This is a genomic window from Streptomyces sp. 147326 (assembly GCF_045000215.1).
In the GTDB taxonomy this organism is placed as follows: Bacteria; Actinomycetota; Actinomycetes; order Streptomycetales; family Streptomycetaceae; genus Streptomyces.
Genome location: NZ_CP134201.1, coordinates 7852079 through 7873466, shown reverse-complemented (window position 1 = coordinate 7873466; position 21388 = coordinate 7852079). Strand labels below are relative to the sequence as shown.

Genomic DNA, 21388 nt, shown 5'->3' with positions numbered 1-21388 from the left:
CGTCCCTACGGGGGAACGCGGTGCCGCGGTCTGAGGCCGACCCACCGTTTCTGCGATCTGGTCGAGTTGCGCACCACCGGCAGCAGCTTCACGCTGCGGCTTCCCAGGGCAACACCCCGAGGCGGGGGGTCCCCTACACTGTCACGACCATGCTGAGGCTTCCCGCACCACCCACGGGCATCCGACCGACCCATGACGCCGGCAGCGACCGTGGCACGGGCGGGGGGCCGGGAGCAGAGGCCAGGGTGGAACGCGGGGGTGGGACCACAGTGCAGACCAAGGAACCGGAGGCGGGCGGTCCGATGAGCGTTGGCCTTCCCTCCGGGAGCCAGCGCCGTCGGCTCGCCCTCGCGGGCGTGCCGGGGCCCATTGCCAAGGGCCGCGCCTTCACGCGCCAAGCACTTCGGGACTGGGGCTGGGACCAGACCGAGACCTCCGAGGACACCCTCCTCCTCGTGTCCGAACTGCTGACCAACGCGGCACTTCATGCGGACGGCTGCCGCGAACTCGTCCTGACCGCCGACGAGACGGCCTTGCACATCGAGGTCCACGACGGCACGACGACCCTTCCCGTCCGCCACCCGGCACCGCAACGCGGCACCCCGGGCGGCCGCGGTCTGTACATAGTGGAGCGCCTGTCCGATCGCTGGGGCGCCCACACGTACGGGACCGGGAAGGCCGTGTGGGCCGAGATCGAGGCTTCCCGGCTGGAATACGGCATGACAGCGGGACGCTGACCACTCCGGTCCCGCGCTGGGCGAGTCGGTCCACACGCCGTGCCGTCCAGCGCGCCCTCGGCGACTTACGGGTCGCTGTGGACCCGTGTGGGATGCGACGCTTCTGGCTTGCGCCCGCTCCGAGCGCCGAACCCGCCGTACCGTCCCGTGCGTGAACGCGTGCCGGGGGGAATCGGAGGACCGCGAACCGGCGTTGTCGTAGACGTGGGTAACGCATCTGGGTACGGCCATGACGAGCACGGCCCGGCCGCTTTCGAGGCCGCCCGCGCACGCATTGCAGCCGACCGCGCCGGCACCCTCGCGCGGGCGGCCGCGCTGGGCCGCGACTTCGACGGGATCGTCGCGGCGAACGCCCTGGTCGCCGTTGACGACGAGCACGACCCCGAGGGGGCCAGCACCGCCTTCGAGCGGGCCCACGTGGCCGCCCTGATGGCGCGGGCGCGCGAGCACCTGGAAGAACTGGACCGGGCGCTGGAACGGCTCGAACGGCACGAGTACGGGCAGTGCGAAGGCTGCGGCAAGACGATTCCGCCCGAGCGCCTGGAGATCCGTCCGGCGGCGACCACCTGTATCCGCTGCGCCCGGTCCGACCCTCACCGGCTGCCGGGCCCCGCCTGACGCCGGGCCGTGTCAGCCGTGCCGGCCCGCCCCCTGCCCGGGTATGGAAGTGGGCCAGTGCACCCGTCCCGCCACCGCAAGTGCCAGATCGGGACGCCACCGCCGCCGGGGGGCGGGGCGGGGCTGCCGACTCCCTGGGGGGCATGGGCTGCGGCGACCCCTGAGGCTCGTCGCAGCCAAGCGTCGTCAGGGGCGAGCGTCAGCGGCCCCAGCGCAGCGCTGCCGTCTGCACCGGCGCGTCCCACAGCCGCAGCATTTCCTCGTCGGCCCGGCACAGCGTGACCGAGCACCCCGCCATGTCCAACGAGGTGACGTAGTTCCCCACAAGGGTCCGGGCCACCGGGACGCCCCGAGCCGCCAGCACCCGGGCCACCTCCGCGTGGAAGCCGTACAGCTCCAGCAGCGGCGTTGCGCCCATCCCGTTCACCAGGGCCAGTACCGGCCCGTCGGCCGCCGAGGTCGCGTTCGCCATGTCGTCCAGCACGGAGCCCACTGCGGCCTCCGCGATCTCCCCCGCCGACATCATCGGGCGCCGCTCCCGGCCCGGCTCGCCGTGGATCCCGATGCCCAGCTCCAGCTCGCCGTCCGGCAGGTCGAAGGTGGGGCTGCCCTTGGCGGGGGTGGTGCAGGCGCTCAGCGCCACGCCGAAGCTGCCCGAGGCCTCATTGACCCGCCGGGCGATGGCGGCGACCTGCTCCAGGGGAGCGCCCTCCTCCGCCGCCGCCCCGGCGATCTTCTCCACGAACAGCGTGGCCCCCGTCCCCCGGCGCCCGGCGGTGTAGAGGCTGTCGGTCACGGCGACGTCGTCGTTGACCAGCACCCGCTCGACCCGGATGCCGTCCTCCTCGGCGAGCTCGGCGGCCATGTCGAAGTTGAGTACGTCCCCGGTGTAATTCTTGACGACGAACAGCACCCCCTGGCCGGAGTCCACGGCCTTCGCCGCCCGCACCATCTGGTCGGGCACGGGGGAAGTGAACACCTCGCCCGGACAGGCGGCGGACAGCATTCCGTATCCGACGAAGCCGGCGTGCAAGGGCTCGTGTCCGGAGCCGCCGCCGGAGACGAGACCGACTCGCCCGCCCTGCCGAGCGTCCCGCCGTACGACGACCCGGGCCTCGACGTCCACGTCCAGGTCGGGGTGGGCCGCGGCCAGCCCTCGCAGGGCGTCCGCGACCACGGTCTGCGGACTGTTGATCAACATCTTCATCGTGTGCCTCCCGGTCGGAGCCGGCGATCCATACGAACAGTGTGCTGCCATGCCGCGGACATCCGCGAGAACTCGGGCGACCGCCTCGGGGAAGGATCGAGGAATCCGAAGCGGGAACCGGCCTCCGCGGGACGGGACCGTTCTCGCCTTTCCGGTACGGGCGAGCCGTCTTACGCTGAACCGGGGGGCTCGGGGCAGTCGAATGCCGGTCTTCGGGCCGGCGGGAAGCGGGCACCCATGAAGGAGCGCCTCAAAGCACATGGGCTGGTCGGCGAGCTGTCGGCCGAATTCGCCGGCACCATGATCCTCATCCTCTTCGGCTGTGGTGTCGTGGCCCAGGTGGTCGCAGGCGGAGCCCTGACGGACCCCGCGGGCGGCCTCGGAAACCACGACAGCATCGCCTGGGCCTGGGGTCTCGGCGTGACCCTGGGCGTCTACGTCGCGGCGAGGCTGAGCGGTGCTCACCTCAATCCCGCGGTGACCCTCGCCCTTGCCGCCTTCAAGGGCTTCCCGTGGAAGATGGTCGCCCCCTACGCGCTGGCCCAGCTGGCCGGAGCCTTCGTGGCGGCCCTGATCGTCCGCTGGAACTACACCGAGGCGCTGGCCAAGGCCGACCCCGGTCACACCATCAAGACGCAGGGCGTCTTCTCCACGCTCCCGGCCAACGGAAACACCAACCTGCCGGTGACCGAGTGGGGCGCACTGCGCGACCAGATCATCGGCACCGCCCTCCTGCTCATGCTGATCTTCGCCGTCACGGACCTGCTGGGCACGCCCCCGGGCGCCAACCTGGCCCCGTTCATCGTCGGCCTGATCGTCGTGGCGATCGGCATGGCCTGGGGCACCAACGCCGGGTACGCGATCAACCCGGCCCGTGACCTCGGCCCCCGTCTGGCCAGCTTCCTCACCGGGTACGGAGGGGCCTGGAGAGATCAGTACGGGCACCTCTACTTCTGGGTGCCGATCATCGGCCCGTTCATCGGCGGTGTGCTGGGTGCGGGTATCTACAAGCTCCTCATCGGCCGGTTCCTGCCGACCGCCGAACCCGAGCCTCCCGGACGCGTACCGGCCCCGGACGAGAGCTGACCGGATCTGCGGCGGGCGGGACACGGCACGGCCCTTTCCCGTCCGTCCCCGGACGACGGCCCCACACACGGCATCCCTAGAGGAGGCGGCACCCATGGCTGACTTCGTCGGCGCAGTGGACCAGGGGACCACGAGCACCCGTTTCATGATCTTCGATCACGCCGGCAACGAGGTGGCGCGGCACCAGCTGGAGCACTCGCAGATCCTCCCGCGCTCGGGGTGGGTCGAACACGACCCGGTGGAGATCTGGGAACGCACCAATTCGGTGATCCAGAACGCCCTCCGGCACGGCAACCTCGACGCCTCCGACCTGGCGGCCGTCGGCATCACCAACCAGCGGGAGACGACCGTCGTCTGGGACCCCCGCACCGGCCGCCCGTACTACAACGCCATCGTCTGGCAGGACACCCGTACCGACTCCATCGCCGCGGCACTGGAGCGCGGCGGCCAGGGCGACGTCATCCGCCGTAAAGCGGGGCTGCCACCGGCCACCTACTTCTCCGGCGGCAAGATCCAATGGATCCTGGAGAACGTCGACGGCGTACGCGAGGCCGCCGAGCAGGGTCACGCGCTGTTCGGCAACACCGACTGCTGGGTGCTGTGGAACCTCACCGGCGGACCCGACGGCGGCATCCACGCCACCGACGTCACCAACGCCAGCCGCACCATGCTCATGGACCTGGAGACCCTCGACTGGGACGACGAACTCCTCGGCTTCTTCGGCGTACCCCGGGCCATGCTGCCCACCATCAACCCGTCCTCCCACGCGGAGGCGTACGGACAGACCCGCACCTCCCGGCCGCTGCGCGAGGCCATCCCCATCACCGGTGTCCTCGGCGACCAGCAGGCGGCCACCGTCGGGCAGGTCTGCTACCAGCCCGGCGAGGCGAAGAACACGTACGGAACCGGCAACTTCCTGGTGCTCAACACCGGGACGGAGCTGGTCCGCTCGCAGCACGGCCTGCTGACCACCGTGGCGTATCAGTTCGGCGACAACCCCGCGATCTACGCCCTCGAAGGATCCATCGCGGTCACCGGTTCCGCGGTGCAATGGCTGCGTGACCAGCTGAAGATCATCGGTAACGCCGCCGAGAGCGAGCGCCTGGCCCGCACCGTCGAGGACAGCGGCGGCATCTACTTCGTGCCCGCCTTCTCCGGCCTGTTCGCCCCGTACTGGCGCTCCGACGCCCGCGGCGCGATCGTCGGTCTGGCCCGCTACCACGACAACGGACACCTGGCGCGGGCCACTCTGGAGGCCATCTGCTACCAGACCCGTGACGTGGTGGAAGCCATGGAGCAGGACTCCGGCGTCCACCTCGACGTGCTCAAGGTCGACGGCGGGGTCACGGCCAACGACCTGTGCATGCAGACCCAGGCCGACGTCCTCGGCGTACCGGTCAGCCGTCCCGTCGTCGCCGAGACGACCGCACTCGGCGCCGCCTACGCGGCCGGGCTCGCCACCGGCTTCTGGCGCGACACGGACGAACTGCGCACCCACTGGCAGGAGTCCAAGCGCTGGAACCCCGAGTGGTCGGAGGAACGGCGCACGGAAGGGTACGAGGGCTGGAAGCGGGCGGTGGAGCGCACGCTCGACTGGGCCAAGGTCGAATAGGTCCCGGCCGATCCGGCCACGCGTGCCCGCAGCACCGAGGAGGAGACATGGTCGATCCGGTGGCCCTCTCACCCCAAGCCCGGACGCAGTCCCTCGCCGACATGGGACGGGGCGAACTCGACGTCCTGGTCGTCGGAGGCGGCGTCGTCGGCAGCGGGGCCGCCCTGGACGCCGCCACCCGGGGCCTGAGCGTCGGGCTCGTCGAAGCCCGCGACTGGGCCTCGGGCACGTCCAGCCGCTCCAGCAAACTCATCCACGGCGGCCTGCGCTACCTGGAGATGCTCGACTTCCGCCTCGTCGCCGAAGCCCTCAAGGAACGGGGCCTCCTGCTCCGGTACCTCGCCCCCCACCTGGTGCGTCCGGTGCCGTTCCTCTACCCCCTGCAACACCGCGTCACAGAGCGCCCGTACGTCGGCAGCGGCGTACTGCTGTACGACGCGATGGCCCGGGCCTCCGGCACCTCCGGAGGCCTGCCCCACCACCGCCACCTGAGCAGGCGCCGGGCCCTGCTCGAGGCGCCCGCCCTGCGCTCCGACGCCCTGGTGGGCGCCATCCAGTACTGGGACGCCCAGGTCGACGACGCCCGGCACACGCTGTTCCTCGCCCGTACGGCCGCCTCGTACGGGGCACTGACCGCCAACCGCACCCGCGTCAGTCGCTTCCTGCGACAGGGCGAGCGGGTGGTCGGCGCCGTCGTCACGGACCTGGAGAGCGGCAACGAGACGGAGGTGCGGGCCAAGCAGGTCATCAACGCGACCGGGGTGTGGACGGACGACACCCAGGCCCTGGCCGGCACCCGCGGCCAGTTCCACGTCCGCGCCTCGAAGGGCGTCCACCTGCTCGTCCCCCGTGACCGCATCAACTCCCGCACCGGACTGATCCTGCGCACCGAGAAGAGCGTGCTGTTCGTCATCCCCTGGGGCCGCCACTGGATCATCGGGACCACCGACACCGACTGGACGCTCGACAAGGCCCACCCCGCCCTCAGCTCCAAGGACGTCACCTACCTGCTGGAACACGTCAACAGCGTCCTGTCCACGCCCCTGGTCCCCGAGGACGTCGAGGGCGTCTACGCCGGCCTGCGCCCCCTGCTGTCCGGCGAGGCCGCGGAGACCAGCAAGCTGTCGCGGGAGCACCTGGTCGCCCATCCGGTGCCCGGACTCGTCGTGGTGGCGGGCGGCAAGTACACCACGTACCGGGTGATGGCCAAGGACGCGGTCGACGAGGCGGTCCGGGGCCTGGACGAGAAGGTTCCCGACTGCGTCACGCACCGCGTCCCGCTGCTCGGCGCCGACGGCTACCCGGCGCTGTGGAACTCCCGGCGCCGACTCGCCGAGCACTCCGGACTCCATGTCGCCCGCATCGAGCACCTCCTGAACCGCTACGGCTCCCTGGCGCCCGAACTGCTCGCCCTGGTAGCCGCCGACCCCGCGCTCGGCGAGGCACTGCCGAGCTCCGACGACTACCTGAGGGTCGAAGCCGTGTACGCGGTAACCCACGAGGGAGCCCGCCACTTGGAGGATGTCCTCGCCCGGCGCACCCGGATCTCCATCGAGTCCTGGGACCGCGGGGTGGACGCGGCGCCGACCGTGGCCCAGCTGATGGCGCCCCACCTGGGATGGGACCGGGCACACCAGGACCGCGAGGTCGACCACTACCTCAAGCGCGTGGCCGCCGAGCGCGAGGCCCAGCAGCAGCCGGACGACCGGACCGCCGACGCGGTGCGGCTCGGCGCCCCCGACATCATCCCGGTGAACTGAACGGTCGCACGCGGGGCCCCGTCGTACGCCGCCGGCCCGTGGGCGGCGGCGCCTGGCGGGATGCTCGGTCACGGGGTGAAGAGGACCTTGACGGCGCCGTCCCACTTCTTCTGGAACATCTCGTACGCATCTGGTGCCTGCTCCAGGGACAGCCGGTGCGTGGCGAAGCCGTCGACGCCGAGGGGGTCCTCGTCGGTCAGCAGGGGCAGGAGGTCGCCGACCCAGCGGTGGGTGTGAGTGCAGGCCCTGGCCGCACATGAAGCAGGTGCCGCACGACACGTTGAAGGGGATGACCACCCGGTCTCCCGGCTTCACGGCGGTCACGTCCGGGCCGACCTCTTCGACGATACCCATCGGTTCGTGCCCCAGGATGTCGCCGGCGTCGAGGAAGGCGCCGAGGACCTCGTAAAGGTGGAGGTCAGAGCCGCACAGGCCGGTGGTGGTCACCTTGATGATGGCGTCATCCCGGTCTTGGATCTTCGGATCGGGCACGGTGTCGACGCGTACGTCGCGCTTGCCGTGCCAGGTGAGTGCCCTCATGAAGTCTCCTTGCCGGTACGTCGACCCGGGCGTCGCACACTGCGCTGCGTGCCCCGCACAGGGCGGCTGCCCTCAGGGGCGGGGGCGAACCTTCCCGAGGCACGGCAGCTGGGCCCTCTTCCCCGTGGAGAGGGGACGCCCGCACGGCCTGCCTCGACCTCTCCGGTCCGAGCCCCTGCCGCGCAGCAGGCTCATCGAGCCACGACGAACCCCCGGACTGTCCGGCCGGGGGTTCGTGGGCGCGACGCGCATCCCGCGGATCAGCCGCGGCGGGTCTTGCGCCAGCCGAAGGGACCGGGCAGGTCCACCGAGGTGGTACGGCGTCCGGTGCTACTGTGGGTGCGGCGAGGGCCGTGCTTGCCGCCGCCGGTGGTGATCGACCATGACTTGCGGTTGATGTTGAGCCGGACACCGGGCAGGATCCTGAAGCTCTTGCGGAAAGTCAGCGGCATGACGTCTCACTTCCTCGGTACGCGTAGGGACGGGCGGCCCGATCGTCGCTGTGCTCAGGCCAGTTGGCATACGTGTATCCGACGCCGCCCGTTCCATGCGCCCGCGGCCGACTCAGCTGCGCAGCGCGGAGTCCGCTCCAGCCGGTCGAAGACGCTCTCGCAGCCGGAGGACCGGTGCACCCCGGGCAGAGACGGTGACAGGGCGAGCGGGTCGGGCCGCCGTACGGCGAGCCGCCTGCATCCGGGGTGTGGCCGCTGGCATGGTGGCCGTGTGTTTCGCAGCAGCCCGAGGCGCGGGCCGGCTGAGCGCAGCCCCGGGTCCTCCTGCCCGGGGCTGCGCGGTGCCGGGCGCCGGTGGGGGCTGTGCCGGGTAGGCGGGGAGGCCCGTGCTCGTGGCCGGGGCCGGGCGGGCCTGTGGGCTCGGGGTGTGGTGCAGCCGTCGGCGAGGGCGCAGGCCGGGTGATGCGGGAAGAAGAGCACGCCGCCGTTCCCGACTCGCTAGGGCGCACTTGAGCGCGTCTACGAGCCCGGGGCGGCGGTCGGCTGCTCCGCCGAGGCGCCGTGCTCAGGAGCTTTGCGCCAGCGGGCTTCGCAGAACGAGTAGAGGCCGAACAACAGGAGGCCCACCGCCGCGGCGATCAGCAGTACGGGCCCGGCGGGTGTGGCGGCGAACGACCGCAGGGTCTCGTCCATGCCCTTGGCCCGGCCGGGATCGAACTGCACCGCGGCCAGCAGGACGAACAGCCCGGCCACCGCCGCGACCACGCCGGTCGCCACGCCGCCGACGATGCCGAGGCCCGCGACGACCCGCCGCGTCGTCGGGCTCATCTCGCCCGTCCGGAGATTCTCCTCGAACTTCCGCATCAGGCTCCGGACCACGATCACCACGCCCACGATGACCAGGACGGCTCCGACCACGCCGACCAAGACCCGCCCGCCCGGCCAGTTCAGCACCCTGGCGGTGTAATCCTTCGACGTCTCGTCACCGGGCCGGCCTCCGGCGGATCCCCCGACCAGCGCGGTCTGCACCACGCCGATGCAGATCACGGTGTAGAACAGCGCCAGCCCCAGAGAGCCCAGGCGCCGGGTCCACTTGTCTCCGCCCGTCACCGCCTGCCCGAACGCCGCCTCGGACAGCCGCCACAGCGCCATCGCCGCCAACCCCACCACCAGCGCCCACAGCAGCACCCGGCCGAACGGCTGCTCACCGATGGTCCGCACCGCACCGGACCGGTCGGCCTCCTTGCCACTGTCGCCGCCGAAACCCATCTGCACCGCCAGCAGCCCCACCAGCACGTAGATCACACCCCGGGCGCAGAGCCCGACCCTGGACAGGACCTCCATTGCGCGACTGTTGGACATGCGCCGCCCCTGGGACCTGGCCTGGGAGACACTGCCCTTTCTGATGGCCATACGTGGCACCTCCCGGGCCCCGCCCTTCCCGCCCTGCCGTGAGGTCGGCGGGGCGGCACGGGGCTGGTGGTCTATCCGGCGCTGCGGGTACCGGGCGGATCCTGGGGGTCGACGCCGGTGGAAGCGGAGGCGTCCTTCGTGCCGCTGGGGCGCTGGAAGCGCCCCCGGGGGCCGAGGTCGTGCATTCCCTTGCTGCCGGAGCCCTTGTCCTGGTCCTCACCGCGGCTGCCCATGCTCTTGGAGGGGGCGCCGTGGGGGTGACCTGCTGTCCTGTATACGGAGGACAGACCGCTCGAACACGCTCGCCCTACCGCTGGTGACAGCATTGTCTCACCACCGCAAGCGGAGTTCGCGACTTCTTCACGTTTCAGCCGGGCGACGACGCTCCCGGATCGGGGCGCCGGCGTCGTGAAGACTGGCGAGGGTCTGCCGGTAGGAGCCGATCAGGCTGGTCTCCAGGTAGCTGACACCCAGTTCCTGGCAGTGGCTGCGGACGATGGCCTGGGCCCGGCGCAGGTGCGGGCTCGGCATGCTCGGAAAGAGGTGGTGCTCGATCTGGTAGTTCAGGCCGCCGAGAGCGACGTCGATGAAGCGGCCGCCCCGCACGTCGCGGGAGGTCAGCACCTGGCGGCGCAGGAAGTCCGGGCGGTCGGTGCCCCGCAGGACCGGCATGCCTTTGTGGTTCGGGGCGAAGATCGAGCCGAGGTAGACGCCGAAGAGGCATTGGTGGACGACGAGAAACGCGATCGCCTTGCCGGGCGGCAACACCAGGAACAGCGCACCGAGGTAGGCCGTGAAGTGCGTGAAGAGAAGGACACCTTCCCACGCACGGTTCCTGAGGGAACGGTCGGCCAGCGACCGCACGCCGGACACGTGCAGATTGAAGCCCTCGAGCGTGAGCAGCGGGAAGAACAGGAGCGCTTGGTGACGGCCCAGGAGCTGCGGCAGTCCCGTGGCCGCACGGGCCTGGTCCTGGGTCCAGACGAGGATGTCCGGATCGAGGTCGGGGTCGAGGTCCTCGTGGTTGGGGTTGGCGTGGTGCCGAGTGTGCTTGTCCTGCCACCAGCCGTATCCCATGCCGATGCCGAGGTTTCCGGCGATGCGCCCGCTCAGTTCACTGGGCTTGCGGAGCCGGAAGACCTGACGGTGCGCGACGTCGTGCGCCAGAAGGGCCACCTGCCCGAACACGAGGGCGAGGAATCCGGCGGCCAGGAGCGTCCACCAGCTGTCTCCGATCAGGGCGAAAGCCGCCCAGCCGACGACGTAGAGGCCTGTGACGACGGCTATGCGGAGCGTGTAGTAGCCGGGGCGCCGGCCCATGAGGCCTGCCGACTGGATCTTCTTCGAGAGCCGGGCGAAGTCGCTTCCCAGCTCCGCACGCACGGGCGGGGGCCGCACCGTCTGCAAGGAGTTCATGATCAGAAGTCACTTTCCGTACGTTAGGGGCGGCGGCACATGCCTGTGGAGCTGTGTCTGCGCCGGAGTTGCCTATGTCGCGCCTACCCGGAATTGCGTATTGAAACGGCCGCTTCACCCAGGTTTCCCGCGGGCCCGCCGGGCGGGGATGCAGAGGCATGATCGCCGTGCTGAGCCGACGGCTGACGCGGTGGCGCACGACGGGCAACGCGTGCGAACGTCGGTTCAAACGGTGCGGGTGACGGTGACCAGGACGGTGACGGGTTTGGCTGCACCGTGCTGCGTCACGTAGGCGGTGACTGCGGTCCGCACGTCCTCGCGGACCTGTCGGGCGATGTCGACGACGTGACGGTCAGCGTGCAGGATGCATCGCACTTCCACGTGCCATCCGCCTTCCGGGGTGTGTTCGCAGCGGATGCCGGCCGCCTCGTGGTGCGAGGTGGTTCTTGCCGTCATGGCGCGGGAGGCTGCGAGAGCCAGCCGGTCGGCGAGCGCGGGCTGGAGTGCGGCGACACCGGGAGCGGCGAGGGCTGCCGCGGCTGCCGCCTGCTGGATGGCCTCACGTTGGGGGGCGGTCATCGATCGCTCAGCTCGAACCGCTCGCCACCCGGCACACGGGGCAGTTCCAGCACGGCATTGATTTCCAGGTCGACGGCTGTGACGGCGAGACCGAGGGTGTGCTCAGCTGCGGAGAGGACGGCTTGTCTCACCTTTTCGGCCCGTTCCCGCAGCGGCTTGTCGAGCGCGGCTGCCACCGTGATGGCGACGGAGTGGCCGCCCGGTACGGGGGTCAGGCGGCAGCTGGACGCGCGGGCGCCGAGGACGGTGTCGGCGGCCCGGCGCAAAACCTTCGCGGCGGCGCTCTCGGCGATGCGCAGATCGTGATCGGGATCGTCCAGCCAGAGCATGGTCCCCAGTCGTGCCTCGGCCCGGACCGCGTTGATGACCCGGTTGGCGAGGCTGAGGCTGTCGGGTTGCTCCTCGGCGCGCAGAGCACGGGTGGCCCGGTCCAGGGCTGTCAGCCCTTCGACAGCCTCTTCGCAGTAGGGGCAGCTGCTCCTGTGCGGGTCTGCCGCACCGGCGGCAGGGTCCCGGGCCTGTTCCCAGGCTCGGCCGAGGGGGCGTCCACAGGGCAGCAGCTCCGCCCCGGCCAGCAGCTCGGCGTCAGGGATCAGTGATGCCTCGGCCCTCGGGGCGGCCACGTTCTCGGGCCCGTCGTGGGAGGTGAGGTGCGGGTCGTCTAGCGCCATGGGCGCATCGCCTCCATCAGAGCGCGCCGTGCGCGAAAGAGTCTGCCGCGCACCGTTTGTTCGCTGGCGCCCACCACATGGGCGATCTCTTCGTAGTGCAGGCCGTGCAGCTCCCGCAGGACCCAGCACACGCGCAGCTCGGGGCGCAGTTCCATGAGCGCTCGCACCAGGGCGGCTGTCGCCGCGTCCGCCTCAGCCACTTGGGGCGGTGAGCTGTGCGCGTCCACGGCAGCGGGTTCGGGGACGACGTCCAGGGGCAGAGGGCGGGGCTTGTGACGCAGAGTGTTGAGGCAGCGGTTCGTGACGATGCGGTACATCCAGGTGCCGAACGAGGCGCCGTGGCGGAATTCCGGCAGCCGCCTCCAGGCGCTGAGGAAGGAGTCCTGGACGGCGTCCTCGGCGTCTGCCCGGTTGCCGAGCAGATGCTGGGCGAGGGCGAGCAGGCGGCTACCGTGCCGACGGACCAGCACGGCGAAGGCTTCTTCATCCCCTTCGGAAGCCCGTACCGCCAGGACACTGTCGTCCAGGTCGCCGGGAGTGTCCCGGTTTGCGGCGACGTCGGCGATCGGCTGCGGCGCCGGCCGCAGCGAGAGGTCGCCGTACGGGGGCGGGGGTTTCGTCCGATTGCGCATCCGCCGCTCGCTTTCTGCCGGAGACGGTCGTCGCGGCCTGCGTACGCACTCCTCGATGGTATGCGGTGTGTGTCACGCCAGCCGGGTGAGGAATGCCCCTGCGGCGTGTCTAAAGGATGAGGGCACCGCACCGGCGCCCGGACGGACACCCTGGGGAGGTCCTCATGTCGGACACCATCAACCCCACCGCGGGCGGGAGCGAGTCGCGCCCTGCCGGCAAGGCGCTCACGGGCCACACCGGCGCCGGGACGGCTCCCGAGACGCGGGGCCGGACGACCATCGCCGACAGCGTCGTCGAAAAGATCGTAGGAATGGCCACCCGCGAGGTGCCGGGCATCCACAGCCTCGGCTCCGGCATGGCCCGCACGCTCGGGGCCGTGACGGACAAGGTCCCCGGGGGACGTCCCAGCGTGTCCCGCGGCGTGAAGGTCGAGGTAGGCGAACGGCAGGCCGCCGTCGATCTCGCCGTGGTCGTGGAGTACGGCGTCGCCATCGTGGACATCGCCGCCGACGCCCGCACCAGCGTCATCACGGCTGTGGAACGCATGACCGGCCTGGAGGTCGTCGAGGTGAACATCACCGTCGCCGACGTCCACCTGCCCGACGAGGAGGACGACGAGGAGGGCGAGGGCCGCGTGCAGTGACCCCTCGCAGCCCACGGCATCCCCGCCGCCGGGCGAAGAAGCGATCGACGGAAATTCAGGTGAGTGAGATGAGCGCAGCAACCACGGGCCTGCTGGCCGGCATGGCCCTGGGCTTCGCCGCATTCTTCGGCGGCTTCTGGGCGTTCCTGCTCGTGGCGTTCCTGGGCCTGGTGGGCCTGGTGATCGGCCGCATGCTGCAGGGTGACCTGGAGCTCTCCGACTTCACACGCTCCCGGGACCGGCAGTGACCTCGCAGCCTGCCACTGATTCGCCCGGCGGAGCAGCCGCAGCCCGGCCGGTCCTGCCGGCTGCCGAACGTGGCGCCACGGTGATCCCGGAAAAGGTGGTGGCCCGTATTGCGGCCCGCGCCGCGCGGGAGGCCCTGGCCACGCACACGGACACGTCAGCCGCGCGGGCGAAGCTGGCCGCTCCGCACGCCTCGGTCACCGTCGGGAGCGGCACGGCCCGGCTGGGACTGACCTTGGACCTGCCCTACCCGATCGACCTCGCCCGTGCCTCCCGCCACGTGCAGCAGTACGTCAGCGAGCGGGTCGCCCATCTGACCGGGATGCGCGTCACCGAAGTCACCCTCGCCATCGAGCGCCTGGTTCCCTCCAACGGCCTGGAAGACCGACGCGTGCAGTGAACCGGTCCGCAGGCGCACCGGGAAGGAGAGCCGGTATGAAACGGGACCAAGCCCCCCCGGCCGAGACGGAGCGGCCCACCGCAACCGACGAGGTCACGTCCCTCACGGTGGGGCAGCTGGCAAAGCAGTCCTCGGCCGGCCCACGGCCGACCGTCAGGCGCCCGTGGTCCGCACGCCGGATACCCGCGGCGCTGACCGCCCTGCTCATCGGGGCTGCGGCCGGGACCCTCTTGTTCGACATCATCAGGGTCCATGCGGGCCGGACCGCCGCGGCCTGGCGCACGCGCCTGGCCGACGAACTGGCCACGCGCCCGCTGGATGACCCCTGGATACGGATCAGCGCGGTCGTCATCGGCCTCCTCGGCCTCTGGCTGATCGTCCTGGCACTCACCCCCGGCCTGCGTGACCAGTTGCCCCTCAGAACCCCCGACGCGCAGACCCACGCCGTGCTGGACCGTGACGCCGCGGCACTCCTTCTGCGGGATGCCGCCATGCACGTCCCCGGGGTCAGTGCTGCCAGGATCCGGATCTCCCGGAACCGCGTCGGGGCCCGGGCGGACGTGCGTTTCCGTGCCCCGGCCGACGTCAAGGCCGATCTCTTGGTCGCTCTGCGGGAGGAACTCACCCGGCTTGCCCTCGCCCGCCCTCCTCGGCTCGCCGTTCGGGTACGCCCACGCCGGAAGTGACTCGCCCCTGAAGGACCACGGCCGAGCGAGAGACAGGAAACGGTCCCATGAAGAGGAAGTCCGCGATCAACCGAGTCCTGCTGGCCCTGACAGGCATCGTCCTGCTCGGCTCCGGCATCCTGATTCTGGCGGGTGGCTTCGACCTGTACCGGCGCTGGCGGCTGACACCACCCGACGGCTGGCCCTTGACCACTCCCGACGGCGTCCTCCTCGACGCCGCCGATCGCACCCGCTGGACGGACGAAGGATGGTGGTGGCCCGTGGTCATTGCCGTCTTGACCATCGTCGTTCTGCTCGCCGTGTGGTGGCTGCTGGCGCAACTGCGCCGCACGCACCCCGGCCACATCCCCCTGGGCGGACTGCCCGCCGTGGACGGTGTGGAACTGCGCGAGCGCGCCCTCAGCAACGCCCTGGCCGCCGACGCCCGACAACAGCCCGGCGTCCAGAAGGCCCGGGCGAGGATGGACGGCTCGGCCAAGCATCCGGAAGCCCACCTCGACCTCACCCTTGCCTCCGACAGCGCACCCGGCCCCGTCCTCCGGGCGCTGGGCGACGGTCCGCTGGAACGCGCCCGCCAATCCACCGGCCAGACCCACCTCCCCGCGAAGGTGCAGCTGCGGGTGACTCCGCACAAAGCCCACCGCGCCGACTGAGTCTCCTGCGCCCGCGTACGAGCACCCGACCGGCGTAGCTCTGGAAAACGAGTGCCGGGCCCGGGAAACGGCTCCGCCCTCAAGCTGGAGGGGGAGCCGTTTCGGGTGGTGGGCTGATCAACGCGCCGTGTCAGGCACGGCGGTGCCTGTTGCGAGTGAGGAGGCGGTAGAGGGCGAGGAGGATGAGGGAGCCGACGATGGCGGCGATCCAGGTGGAGAGTTCGAAGAAGCCGTCGATGGAGTCGACGCCGAAGATGACCTTGCCGAGCCAGCCGCCGAGCAGGCCGCCCGCGATGCCGATGAGCATGGTGATGATGAGGCCGCCCGGGTCCTTGCCCGGCATGAGCGCCTTGGCAATGAGGCCCGCGAGCAGCCCGATGAGGATCCAAGCAATGATGCCCATGATGCCTTCCTACCTCGTCTTGTAAAGCCGGTGTCAGTTCAGCTTCTGCACTGTCCGAGCACTTTCAAACGTCCGAACGTGATCTTCCCGCCGAAACTGATTGGGGTGAGCGCGACGCTCCGATGACGATCGCCAAGGACCTCGCTGGAAGGCTGAATGGCGATAAGGAGTAGAGGTGGTACACCTGACCGCTCGCGCCCGGGTCACCGGCGGTCACTCAGGAATCAGGACGCCGCGGCCAGGAACACGAGGGCCGCCGCGACGTTCGACGGCAGGTCGATCACGCTGTCCAGCACCAACCGGTCATCCGACCACGGTACGAACTCCTCCCGTCGCCGCTCCACCGCCTCCCACGCCGGCTCATGGAAGCCCTCGATCCCCCGGGACCGGCCCTCAAGCCGCCTGCGATGCACGGCCGCATCCGAACACACCACCTCGATGAACACCACCGGCACGCCACATCGCCGCCTCGATCGGATCCGCCGACACGACCGGAGCGGCCAACTCCCGCCCCAGCGCCTCGGCGACCGAGCTCTTCCCCGCGCCGGGCAGCCCCGCCATCGCGATCAACATGAACGCACCCTCGCATGCCCAACCGCCCCTTCTCAGTGAGAGCCCGGTGGCCGGAAGGGCGAGGGGCGTCCCTCCTCCGGAAACCGCTCAACGACTCGGCCGCGGATACCTCGGGCGACAACCTCAACGCGGGGGTGCAGAACGGTGTCATCGACGCCCGCATCAGAGCGCAAGGGCCCTGGGCTCGCTGTGATGCATCCATTGGGGCGATCAGCCGACCGGTTCTGTCTGAGCCGCTCGCCTGGCGGGGGACTAATGGCTCGCGCGTTCCGAGCGCATCCGTCCGCCCGGTGAACGCCGAACAGGTGGCAGGCACCACTTCACGACACGGAGGACTGAAATGCACGCGGAGCCGGTTGCTGATCATCTCCTCAAGACCCCCCAGCGGAAAACCGCGCATACCTCCCCGCACCCAGCCGCTGCGGCAGTCGACGCCGACGTGACCGCTGCCGTGAACCGCGAACTCGACCTCGCTTGCGCCGAGTTCGTCGAGTGCGGCCGGTCACTGGACGTCATCTTCGCCACCGACATCGCGGAGCGGCTGGCCGCCTTCATCCTCGGCAGCGGCTCGCGCATCCGGCCTCGGTTCCTCTGGTGGGCCATGCGGGCCTGCGGCGGGGCGGACCCCCACGTGCCTGGGGCTCTCCGCGTCGCCGCCGCGCTCGAACTCATCCAGACCTGCGCCCTCATCCACGACGACGTCATGGACCAGTCGGCCGTGCGCCGCGGCAGGCTCTCCTTCCACGCGCAGATAGCGCTTCAGTACCCGGCGGCCACGCCCCCGCAGGCACCCGGACCGTCGCCGTTCGCACAGTCGGCCGCGGTCCTCGCCGGAGACCTGGCGCTCTGCTGGGCGGACGACCTGGTCGCCGGAGTCGACCTCGACCCACCCGTGCGTACGGACATCCTGCGGATCTGGCGGGCCATGCGGACGGAAATGGTTGCCGGACAGTACCTCGACCTGCACGGCCAGACGACCTCCTCCCGTTCGGCAGTCCAGGCCATCCGCACCATCTGTCTGAAGACGGCGCGCTACACCGTGGAACGGCCCCTGGCTCTGGGCGCGGCCCTGGCGGGTGCCGACGGCGCCACCATCCGCGCCCTGACCGCCGCCGGCCGCTGCGCCGGCATCGCCTTCCAACTGCGCGACGACCTCCTCGGTGTCTTCGGCGACCCCGAGGTGACCGGCAAGCCCTCGGGGGACGACATCCGCTCCGGCAAGGCGACGTACCTGCTGGCCCTGACCCATTCCCGAGCCCGTGCCACCGGCGCCACCACCGTCATCGACCTCCTCCAGGACTGCAGGGGGAGCGCCGACCTCTCCGCGCCCACCCTGTCCTCCGTCCGCGAAGCCCTGCAGTCCACCGGAGCTCCGGCGCAGGTCGAACGGCGCATCGAACGCCTGGTCCGCGCATCCGAGCACCACCTCGCCGCGGCGCGCATGCACGGCCCCGCCGCCCACCGCCTCGCCGAACTGCTCAGACAGATCGCGTCACCACCGCAGCAGGCCGCCACCACCACCGCCGCAACCGGCGACCCCGACGGAGGCGCCCGATGAGGACGATCACCGGGCCCACCGACCACGTGGTGGTCGTCGGCGCCGGACTCGCGGGTCTCGCCGCCACCCTCCACCTCCTCGGCGCGAACCGCCGCGTCACCCTCGTCGAACGCGACCCCCTCCCAGGCGGCCGGGCCGGCCTCATCGAGCGCGGCGGCCACCGCTTCGACACCGGCCCCACCGTGCTCACCATGCCGCACCTGCTGGAGGAGGCCTTCGACGCGGTCGGCCAGAGGATGTCCAACCGGCTGACCCTGCACCCCCTCCACCCCGCCTACCACGCCCGGTTCGCGGACGGCAGCAGCCTCGACGTCCACACGGGCGCCCAGGCCATGGAGGCGGAAATCGAACGCTTCGCCGGCGGCCGGGAAGCGGCCGGGTACCAGCATCTGCGCCGGTGGCTGCACGACCTCTACCAAGCGCAGATGGGCCGTTTCATCGAGGCCAACTTCGACTCGCCCCTCTCACTGCTGCACCCCGACCTGGCCCGGCTCGCCGCACTGGGCGGCTTCGGCCGCCTCCAGCCGAAGATCGGCCGATTCATCACGGACGAGCGGCTACAGCGGGTCTTCTCCTTCCAGGCCCTCTACGCGGGCGTCCCGCCGGCCCGCGCACTCGCCGCGTACGCCGTCATCGCCTACATGGACACCGTCGCCGGCGTCTACTTCCCCGAAGGCGGCATGCATGCCGTACCCGCCGCACTGTCCGCTGCCGCCGCCGACGCGGGCGCCACCCTCCTCCACGGGCAGACCGTCACCCGCCTGGAGCGCACCGGTGAGCGGATCACCGCCGTCGTCACCGACCGGCAGCGCATCCCCTGCGACGCGGTCGTCCTGACCCCGGACCTGCCCCTCGCGTACCGGCTGCTCGGCGGCCGCCCGCGCCGCCCGCTCGCCCTGCGCCACTCCCCGTCGGCCGTCGTCCTGCACACCGGCACCGACCGCACGTGGCCCGAACTGGCCCACCACACGATCTCCTTCGGCGCCGCCTGGAAGCAGACCTTCCGCGAGCTCACCCGCACCGGCCGCCTGATGAGCGATCCCTCGCTGCTCATCACCCGGCCCACCGCCACCGACCCGAGCCTCGCCCCGCCCGGTAAGCACACCCACTACGTGCTCGCACCCTGCCCCAACACCACGGTCGGCCCCTCGGCCGCCTCCTGGAAGGACCTGGGACCCCGCTACCGAGACAGCCTGGTGCGCGAGCTGGAGCGCCGCGGCCTGACCGGCTTCGAGGACGCCGTCGAGACCGAAATCCTCGTCACCCCCGCGGACTGGGCAGCCCAGGGCCACGCGGCCGGCACCCCCTTCTCCGTCGCCCACACCTTCCCCCAGACCGGCCCCTTCCGCCCCCGCAACCTCGTACGCGGCACCGCCAACGCCGTACTCGCCGGCTGCGGCACCACCCCGGGCGTCGGCGTCCCCACCGTCCTGATCTCCGGCCGCCTCGCCGCAGCCCGCATCACCGGTCTGCCCGGCGTCCGCCACCGGACCGCTGCACCCCCTCCCGCGGCGACGAAAGGCGACCCCGCATGACGCGACGCGAACTCGACGCCGCCGCCATCACCGACCCCGCCCTGCGTGCGGCCTTCGCACGCTGCCGCCGTCTCAACGCCCAACACGGCAAGACGTACTTCCTCGCCACCCGGCTGCTGCCCGCATCCCGCCGCCCCGCTGTGCACGCCCTCTACGGCTTCGCCCGGCTCGCCGACGACATCGTCGACGACCTGACCGCCCCCACCGCCCCCGGCGACCGTTCCAGGCGGCTCCAGGCCCTCTCGCACGACCTCCGCATCGCGATGGAGGGCAGCCCCGGTCGCCACCCCGTCGTCACCGCCGTGGCCCACACCGCGCGCCGCTACCGCATCCCCCACCGCCACTTCGACGACTTCCTCACCTCCATGCGCAGCGATCTCACCGTCACCGGCTACGGCACTCTGGACGCGCTGCGTGCCTACATGCACGGCTCCGCGGCCGTCATCGGCCTCCAGATGCTTCCCGTGCTGGGCCACACCACGACCCGGGACGAGGCGGCTCCGCACGCCGCCGCGCTGGGCGAGGCGTTCCAGCTCACCAACTTCATCCGCGATGTCGGCGAGGACCTCGACCGCGACCGCGTCTACCTGCCCGCCGATCTCCTCGCCTCCGAGGGCGTGGACCGAGGCCTGCTGCGCTGGAGCAGACGCACCGGTCGTCGCGACCCCCGCATCACCAGCGCCCTGCGCTCCGCCGCCGCCCTCACCCGGCGGTTCTACGCGGCGGCGGAACCGGGTCTGGACATGCTCGAACCCGTTTCCCGACCGTGCGTCCGGACCGCCTTCGTCCTGTACGGGGAGATCCTCGACGCCGTGGCCCGCGACGGGTACGCGAGCGTCCAGCGCCGCTCCTCGGTCTCCCCCGCCCGGCGGGCGGCCGTCGCGGCGGCCGGCCTGGCAAAGATCGCGGCAGTGCGCCTGACGGCCCGCGCCGCCCCCGTAGTCGAGGAGCCGTTGCGATGAGCCCGAGAGCCCCCCGCCGCCGTCGCCTCCCGATCAGCCTGCGGCGCGGCCCGGTGGCCTGGCACCGGCAGGAACCGACCTGGCGGGACGCATCACCCCGGCTCATCGACGCCGCCCTCAAACGGGCGGGAGCCCGGCCCACCGGCAACTGGTACGTCCTGGGCCCGAGCGCCGCCGTCCGCCCGGACGCCGGCTACGGGTGCACTGTCGAAGGCACGGAGATCGTGGCCTGGCGAGGCACCGGCGGCGCCCTCGTGGCCGGCCCTGGCGCCTGCCCGCACCTGGGCGCCCCGCTGGCCCAGGCCCCGGTCCGCTGCGGCGCCCTGGTCTGCCCCTGGCACGGACTCGCCCTCAACGGTGCCCCCTTCGCCGGGTGGACTCCGTACCCCGCCCACGACGACGGCGTCCTCGCCTGGGTACGTCTGGACGAACACGGGGGCGAGGAGCCCCTCGGCACCCCTGCCGTGCCACCCCGTCCGTCCGCTGCCGGCTCCTTGACCGCCGTCTACACCGGTACCGGCGTCTGCGAGCCCGAGGACATCGTCGCCAACCGCCTCGACCCCTGGCACGGCGCGTGGTTCCACCCGTACTCCTTCGTGGACCTCACCGTCCTCGACGATGGCGCCGAGAGCGACGTCCTCACCGTGAGCGTCTCCTTCAGGGTGGCTGGGCGTGTGGTCGTGCCGGTGACCGCGGCGTTCACCGCCCCCGGACCCCGAACCGTCGTCATGCGCATCACCGAGGGTGAAGGCGCGGGCTCCGTCGTCGAGACCCACGCCACCCCGTTGGGGACCGGCCGCGACGGCCGCCCCCGCACCCTGGTCACCGAAGCGGTCATCGCCTTCTCCCCCCGAACCGGCTTCGCGCTCGCCCGCACCGCGGCCCCCCTGCTGCGCCCCCTGATGCGGCGCGCGGCGGGCCGCCTGTGGCAGGACGACCTCGCCTACGCGGAGCGCCGCTGGGATCTGCGCAGCACCGGCCGCTTCCCCGGCTGAGGCGATCGGT

The 21388-nt window shown here is 71.5% G+C and carries 25 protein-coding genes and 1 pseudogene; 14 read left to right on the top strand and 12 right to left on the bottom strand.

Annotated features, from left to right (window positions below; genetic code table 11):
• The first annotated feature begins 302 nt into the window (after window positions 1-302).
• Entirely contained in the window at window positions 303-737 is a 435-nt protein-coding gene (locus tag RIU97_RS36165) for an ATP-binding protein (protein WP_404961703.1), read from the top strand.
• Between the two features lie 204 nt (window positions 738-941).
• Window positions 942-1355 (top strand): TraR/DksA family transcriptional regulator, encoded by a 414-nt coding sequence (locus RIU97_RS36160; protein ID WP_404961702.1) that lies wholly within the window; start codon window positions 942-944, stop codon window positions 1353-1355.
• A gap of 199 nt (window positions 1356-1554) precedes the next feature.
• Here the strand turns inward: RIU97_RS36160 and dhaK are convergent, their stop codons facing one another.
• Window positions 1555-2562, bottom strand: a complete 1008-nt coding sequence (gene dhaK, locus RIU97_RS36155) for a dihydroxyacetone kinase subunit DhaK (protein WP_404961701.1) — start codon at window positions 2560-2562, stop codon at window positions 1555-1557.
• A 237-nt stretch (window positions 2563-2799) separates the two neighbouring features.
• On the opposite strand from dhaK, the gene RIU97_RS36150 reads away from it, so the two are divergent.
• The 3 genes from RIU97_RS36150 to RIU97_RS36140 all read left to right on the top strand — a co-directional run bounded on the left by RIU97_RS36150 (window position 2800) and on the right by RIU97_RS36140 (window position 7020).
• The gene (locus tag RIU97_RS36150; protein WP_404961700.1) at window positions 2800-3648 is read left to right on the top strand and encodes an MIP/aquaporin family protein; all 849 of its coding nucleotides are present in this window, start codon (window positions 2800-2802) and stop codon (window positions 3646-3648) included.
• A gap of 94 nt (window positions 3649-3742) precedes the next feature.
• Window positions 3743-5260 carry a glycerol kinase GlpK gene (glpK, locus tag RIU97_RS36145; protein ID WP_404961699.1) on the top strand — a complete coding sequence of 506 codons (1518 nt, stop codon included), beginning with the start codon at window positions 3743-3745 and terminating at the stop codon, window positions 5258-5260.
• A 47-nt stretch (window positions 5261-5307) separates the two neighbouring features.
• The gene (locus tag RIU97_RS36140) at window positions 5308-7020 is read left to right on the top strand and encodes a glycerol-3-phosphate dehydrogenase/oxidase (RefSeq protein WP_404961698.1); all 1713 of its coding nucleotides are present in this window, start codon (window positions 5308-5310) and stop codon (window positions 7018-7020) included.
• A gap of 234 nt (window positions 7021-7254) precedes the next feature.
• On the opposite strand, the pseudogene RIU97_RS36135 reads toward RIU97_RS36140, so the two are convergent.
• From RIU97_RS36135 to RIU97_RS36100, 8 genes and pseudogenes are all read right to left on the bottom strand, one after another.
• Window positions 7255-7560 (bottom strand): annotated as a pseudogene (locus tag RIU97_RS36135) (alcohol dehydrogenase catalytic domain-containing protein); the annotation flags it as partial.
• 260 nt (window positions 7561-7820) lie between these two features.
• Entirely contained in the window at window positions 7821-8012 is a 192-nt protein-coding gene (locus RIU97_RS36130) for a DUF4236 domain-containing protein (protein WP_052876879.1), read from the bottom strand.
• 519 nt (window positions 8013-8531) lie between these two features.
• Window positions 8532-9374 carry a DUF1206 domain-containing protein gene (locus RIU97_RS36125; protein WP_404961697.1) on the bottom strand — a complete coding sequence of 281 codons (843 nt, stop codon included), beginning with the start codon at window positions 9372-9374 and terminating at the stop codon, window positions 8532-8534.
• Between the two features lie 122 nt (window positions 9375-9496).
• Complete coding sequence (locus RIU97_RS36120; protein WP_404961696.1) at window positions 9497-9658, bottom strand: hypothetical protein; 162 nt, start codon at window positions 9656-9658, stop codon at window positions 9497-9499.
• Between the two features lie 127 nt (window positions 9659-9785).
• The gene (locus RIU97_RS36115; RefSeq protein ID WP_404961695.1) at window positions 9786-10841 is read right to left on the bottom strand and encodes a fatty acid desaturase family protein; all 1056 of its coding nucleotides are present in this window, start codon (window positions 10839-10841) and stop codon (window positions 9786-9788) included.
• 225 nt (window positions 10842-11066) lie between these two features.
• A complete protein-coding gene (locus RIU97_RS36110) occupies window positions 11067-11420 on the bottom strand; it encodes a hypothetical protein (RefSeq protein WP_404961694.1) in 354 nt (117 codons plus the stop codon).
• Window positions 11417-12091, bottom strand: coding sequence for a hypothetical protein (locus tag RIU97_RS36105; RefSeq protein ID WP_404961693.1), 675 nt, complete (start codon window positions 12089-12091; stop codon window positions 11417-11419). Before RIU97_RS36105 ends, RIU97_RS36110 begins: the two co-directional genes overlap by 4 nt.
• Window positions 12082-12723, bottom strand: a complete 642-nt coding sequence (locus tag RIU97_RS36100; RefSeq protein ID WP_404961692.1) for an RNA polymerase sigma factor — start codon at window positions 12721-12723, stop codon at window positions 12082-12084. The genes RIU97_RS36105 and RIU97_RS36100 overlap by 10 nt, the downstream gene beginning before the upstream one ends.
• A 164-nt stretch (window positions 12724-12887) precedes the next feature.
• Here RIU97_RS36100 and RIU97_RS36095 point away from each other — a divergent pair, with 164 nt between their 5' ends.
• From RIU97_RS36095 to RIU97_RS36075, 5 genes are all read left to right on the top strand, one after another.
• Complete coding sequence (locus RIU97_RS36095; protein WP_404961691.1) at window positions 12888-13367, top strand: Asp23/Gls24 family envelope stress response protein; 480 nt, start codon at window positions 12888-12890, stop codon at window positions 13365-13367.
• A 68-nt stretch (window positions 13368-13435) separates the two neighbouring features.
• Window positions 13436-13615, top strand: coding sequence for a hypothetical protein (locus RIU97_RS36090; RefSeq protein ID WP_030722688.1), 180 nt, complete (start codon window positions 13436-13438; stop codon window positions 13613-13615).
• Window positions 13612-14013: an Asp23/Gls24 family envelope stress response protein gene (locus RIU97_RS36085; RefSeq protein ID WP_404961690.1), complete on the top strand. Its 402-nt coding sequence runs from the start codon at window positions 13612-13614 to the stop codon at window positions 14011-14013. Before RIU97_RS36090 ends, RIU97_RS36085 begins: the two co-directional genes overlap by 4 nt.
• A 35-nt stretch (window positions 14014-14048) precedes the next feature.
• Entirely contained in the window at window positions 14049-14699 is a 651-nt protein-coding gene (locus tag RIU97_RS36080; RefSeq protein ID WP_404961689.1) for a DUF6286 domain-containing protein, read from the top strand.
• A gap of 47 nt (window positions 14700-14746) precedes the next feature.
• Complete coding sequence (locus RIU97_RS36075) at window positions 14747-15352, top strand: alkaline shock response membrane anchor protein AmaP (protein ID WP_404961688.1); 606 nt, start codon at window positions 14747-14749, stop codon at window positions 15350-15352.
• Window positions 15353-15482: 130 nt separating this feature from the next.
• Here the strand turns inward: RIU97_RS36075 and RIU97_RS36070 are convergent, their stop codons facing one another.
• The 3 genes from RIU97_RS36070 to RIU97_RS36060 all read right to left on the bottom strand — a co-directional run bounded on the left by RIU97_RS36070 (window position 15483) and on the right by RIU97_RS36060 (window position 16316).
• A complete protein-coding gene (locus RIU97_RS36070) occupies window positions 15483-15755 on the bottom strand; it encodes a GlsB/YeaQ/YmgE family stress response membrane protein (protein ID WP_404961687.1) in 273 nt (90 codons plus the stop codon).
• Between the two features lie 224 nt (window positions 15756-15979).
• Window positions 15980-16210 (bottom strand): hypothetical protein, encoded by a 231-nt coding sequence (locus RIU97_RS36065; RefSeq protein WP_404963125.1) that lies wholly within the window; start codon window positions 16208-16210, stop codon window positions 15980-15982.
• Window positions 16149-16316, bottom strand: a complete 168-nt coding sequence (locus RIU97_RS36060) for a hypothetical protein (RefSeq protein WP_404963061.1) — start codon at window positions 16314-16316, stop codon at window positions 16149-16151. Before RIU97_RS36060 ends, RIU97_RS36065 begins: the two co-directional genes overlap by 62 nt.
• 451 nt (window positions 16317-16767) lie before the next feature.
• Between RIU97_RS36060 and RIU97_RS36055 the strand changes: the two genes are divergently transcribed.
• Genes RIU97_RS36055 through RIU97_RS36040 form a run of 4 tightly spaced genes read left to right on the top strand, consistent with a single transcriptional unit; the run spans window position 16768 to window position 21378 of the window.
• Window positions 16768-17886, top strand: coding sequence for a polyprenyl synthetase family protein (locus tag RIU97_RS36055; protein ID WP_404961686.1), 1119 nt, complete (start codon window positions 16768-16770; stop codon window positions 17884-17886).
• Window positions 17883-19421 carry a phytoene desaturase family protein gene (gene crtI, locus RIU97_RS36050; RefSeq protein WP_404961685.1) on the top strand — a complete coding sequence of 513 codons (1539 nt, stop codon included), beginning with the start codon at window positions 17883-17885 and terminating at the stop codon, window positions 19419-19421. The genes RIU97_RS36055 and crtI overlap by 4 nt, the downstream gene beginning before the upstream one ends.
• Window positions 19418-20383 (top strand): phytoene/squalene synthase family protein, encoded by a 966-nt coding sequence (locus RIU97_RS36045; protein ID WP_404961684.1) that lies wholly within the window; start codon window positions 19418-19420, stop codon window positions 20381-20383. The genes crtI and RIU97_RS36045 overlap by 4 nt, the downstream gene beginning before the upstream one ends.
• Complete coding sequence (locus tag RIU97_RS36040; RefSeq protein WP_404961683.1) at window positions 20380-21378, top strand: DUF5914 domain-containing protein; 999 nt, start codon at window positions 20380-20382, stop codon at window positions 21376-21378. The genes RIU97_RS36045 and RIU97_RS36040 overlap by 4 nt, the downstream gene beginning before the upstream one ends.
• Window positions 21379-21388: the final 10 nt, after the last annotated feature.

Coding starts and splice junctions, on each gene's coding strand:
- RIU97_RS36165 (WP_404961703.1), top strand. CDS start 303: ATGAGCGTTGGCCTTCCCTCCGGGAGCCAGCGCCGTCGGCTCGCCCTC.
- dhaK (WP_404961701.1), bottom strand. CDS start 2,562: ATGAAGATGTTGATCAACAGTCCGCAGACCGTGGTCGCGGACGCCCTG.
- RIU97_RS36150 (WP_404961700.1), top strand. CDS start 2,800: ATGAAGGAGCGCCTCAAAGCACATGGGCTGGTCGGCGAGCTGTCGGCC.
- glpK (WP_404961699.1), top strand. CDS start 3,743: ATGGCTGACTTCGTCGGCGCAGTGGACCAGGGGACCACGAGCACCCGT.
- RIU97_RS36140 (WP_404961698.1), top strand. CDS start 5,308: ATGGTCGATCCGGTGGCCCTCTCACCCCAAGCCCGGACGCAGTCCCTC.
- RIU97_RS36130 (WP_052876879.1), bottom strand. CDS start 8,012: ATGCCGCTGACTTTCCGCAAGAGCTTCAGGATCCTGCCCGGTGTCCGG.
- RIU97_RS36125 (WP_404961697.1), bottom strand. CDS start 9,374: ATGTCCAACAGTCGCGCAATGGAGGTCCTGTCCAGGGTCGGGCTCTGC.
- RIU97_RS36120 (WP_404961696.1), bottom strand. CDS start 9,658: ATGGGCAGCCGCGGTGAGGACCAGGACAAGGGCTCCGGCAGCAAGGGA.
- RIU97_RS36115 (WP_404961695.1), bottom strand. CDS start 10,841: ATGAACTCCTTGCAGACGGTGCGGCCCCCGCCCGTGCGTGCGGAGCTG.
- RIU97_RS36110 (WP_404961694.1), bottom strand. CDS start 11,420: ATGACCGCCCCCCAACGTGAGGCCATCCAGCAGGCGGCAGCCGCGGCA.
- RIU97_RS36105 (WP_404961693.1), bottom strand. CDS start 12,091: ATGGCGCTAGACGACCCGCACCTCACCTCCCACGACGGGCCCGAGAAC.
- RIU97_RS36100 (WP_404961692.1), bottom strand. CDS start 12,723: ATGCGCAATCGGACGAAACCCCCGCCCCCGTACGGCGACCTCTCGCTG.
- RIU97_RS36095 (WP_404961691.1), top strand. CDS start 12,888: ATGTCGGACACCATCAACCCCACCGCGGGCGGGAGCGAGTCGCGCCCT.
- RIU97_RS36090 (WP_030722688.1), top strand. CDS start 13,436: ATGAGCGCAGCAACCACGGGCCTGCTGGCCGGCATGGCCCTGGGCTTC.
- RIU97_RS36080 (WP_404961689.1), top strand. CDS start 14,049: ATGAAACGGGACCAAGCCCCCCCGGCCGAGACGGAGCGGCCCACCGCA.
- RIU97_RS36075 (WP_404961688.1), top strand. CDS start 14,747: ATGAAGAGGAAGTCCGCGATCAACCGAGTCCTGCTGGCCCTGACAGGC.
- RIU97_RS36070 (WP_404961687.1), bottom strand. CDS start 15,755: ATGGGCATCATTGCTTGGATCCTCATCGGGCTGCTCGCGGGCCTCATT.
- RIU97_RS36060 (WP_404963061.1), bottom strand. CDS start 16,316: ATGGCGGGGCTGCCCGGCGCGGGGAAGAGCTCGGTCGCCGAGGCGCTG.
- crtI (WP_404961685.1), top strand. CDS start 17,883: ATGAGGACGATCACCGGGCCCACCGACCACGTGGTGGTCGTCGGCGCC.
- RIU97_RS36045 (WP_404961684.1), top strand. CDS start 19,418: ATGACGCGACGCGAACTCGACGCCGCCGCCATCACCGACCCCGCCCTG.
- RIU97_RS36040 (WP_404961683.1), top strand. CDS start 20,380: ATGAGCCCGAGAGCCCCCCGCCGCCGTCGCCTCCCGATCAGCCTGCGG.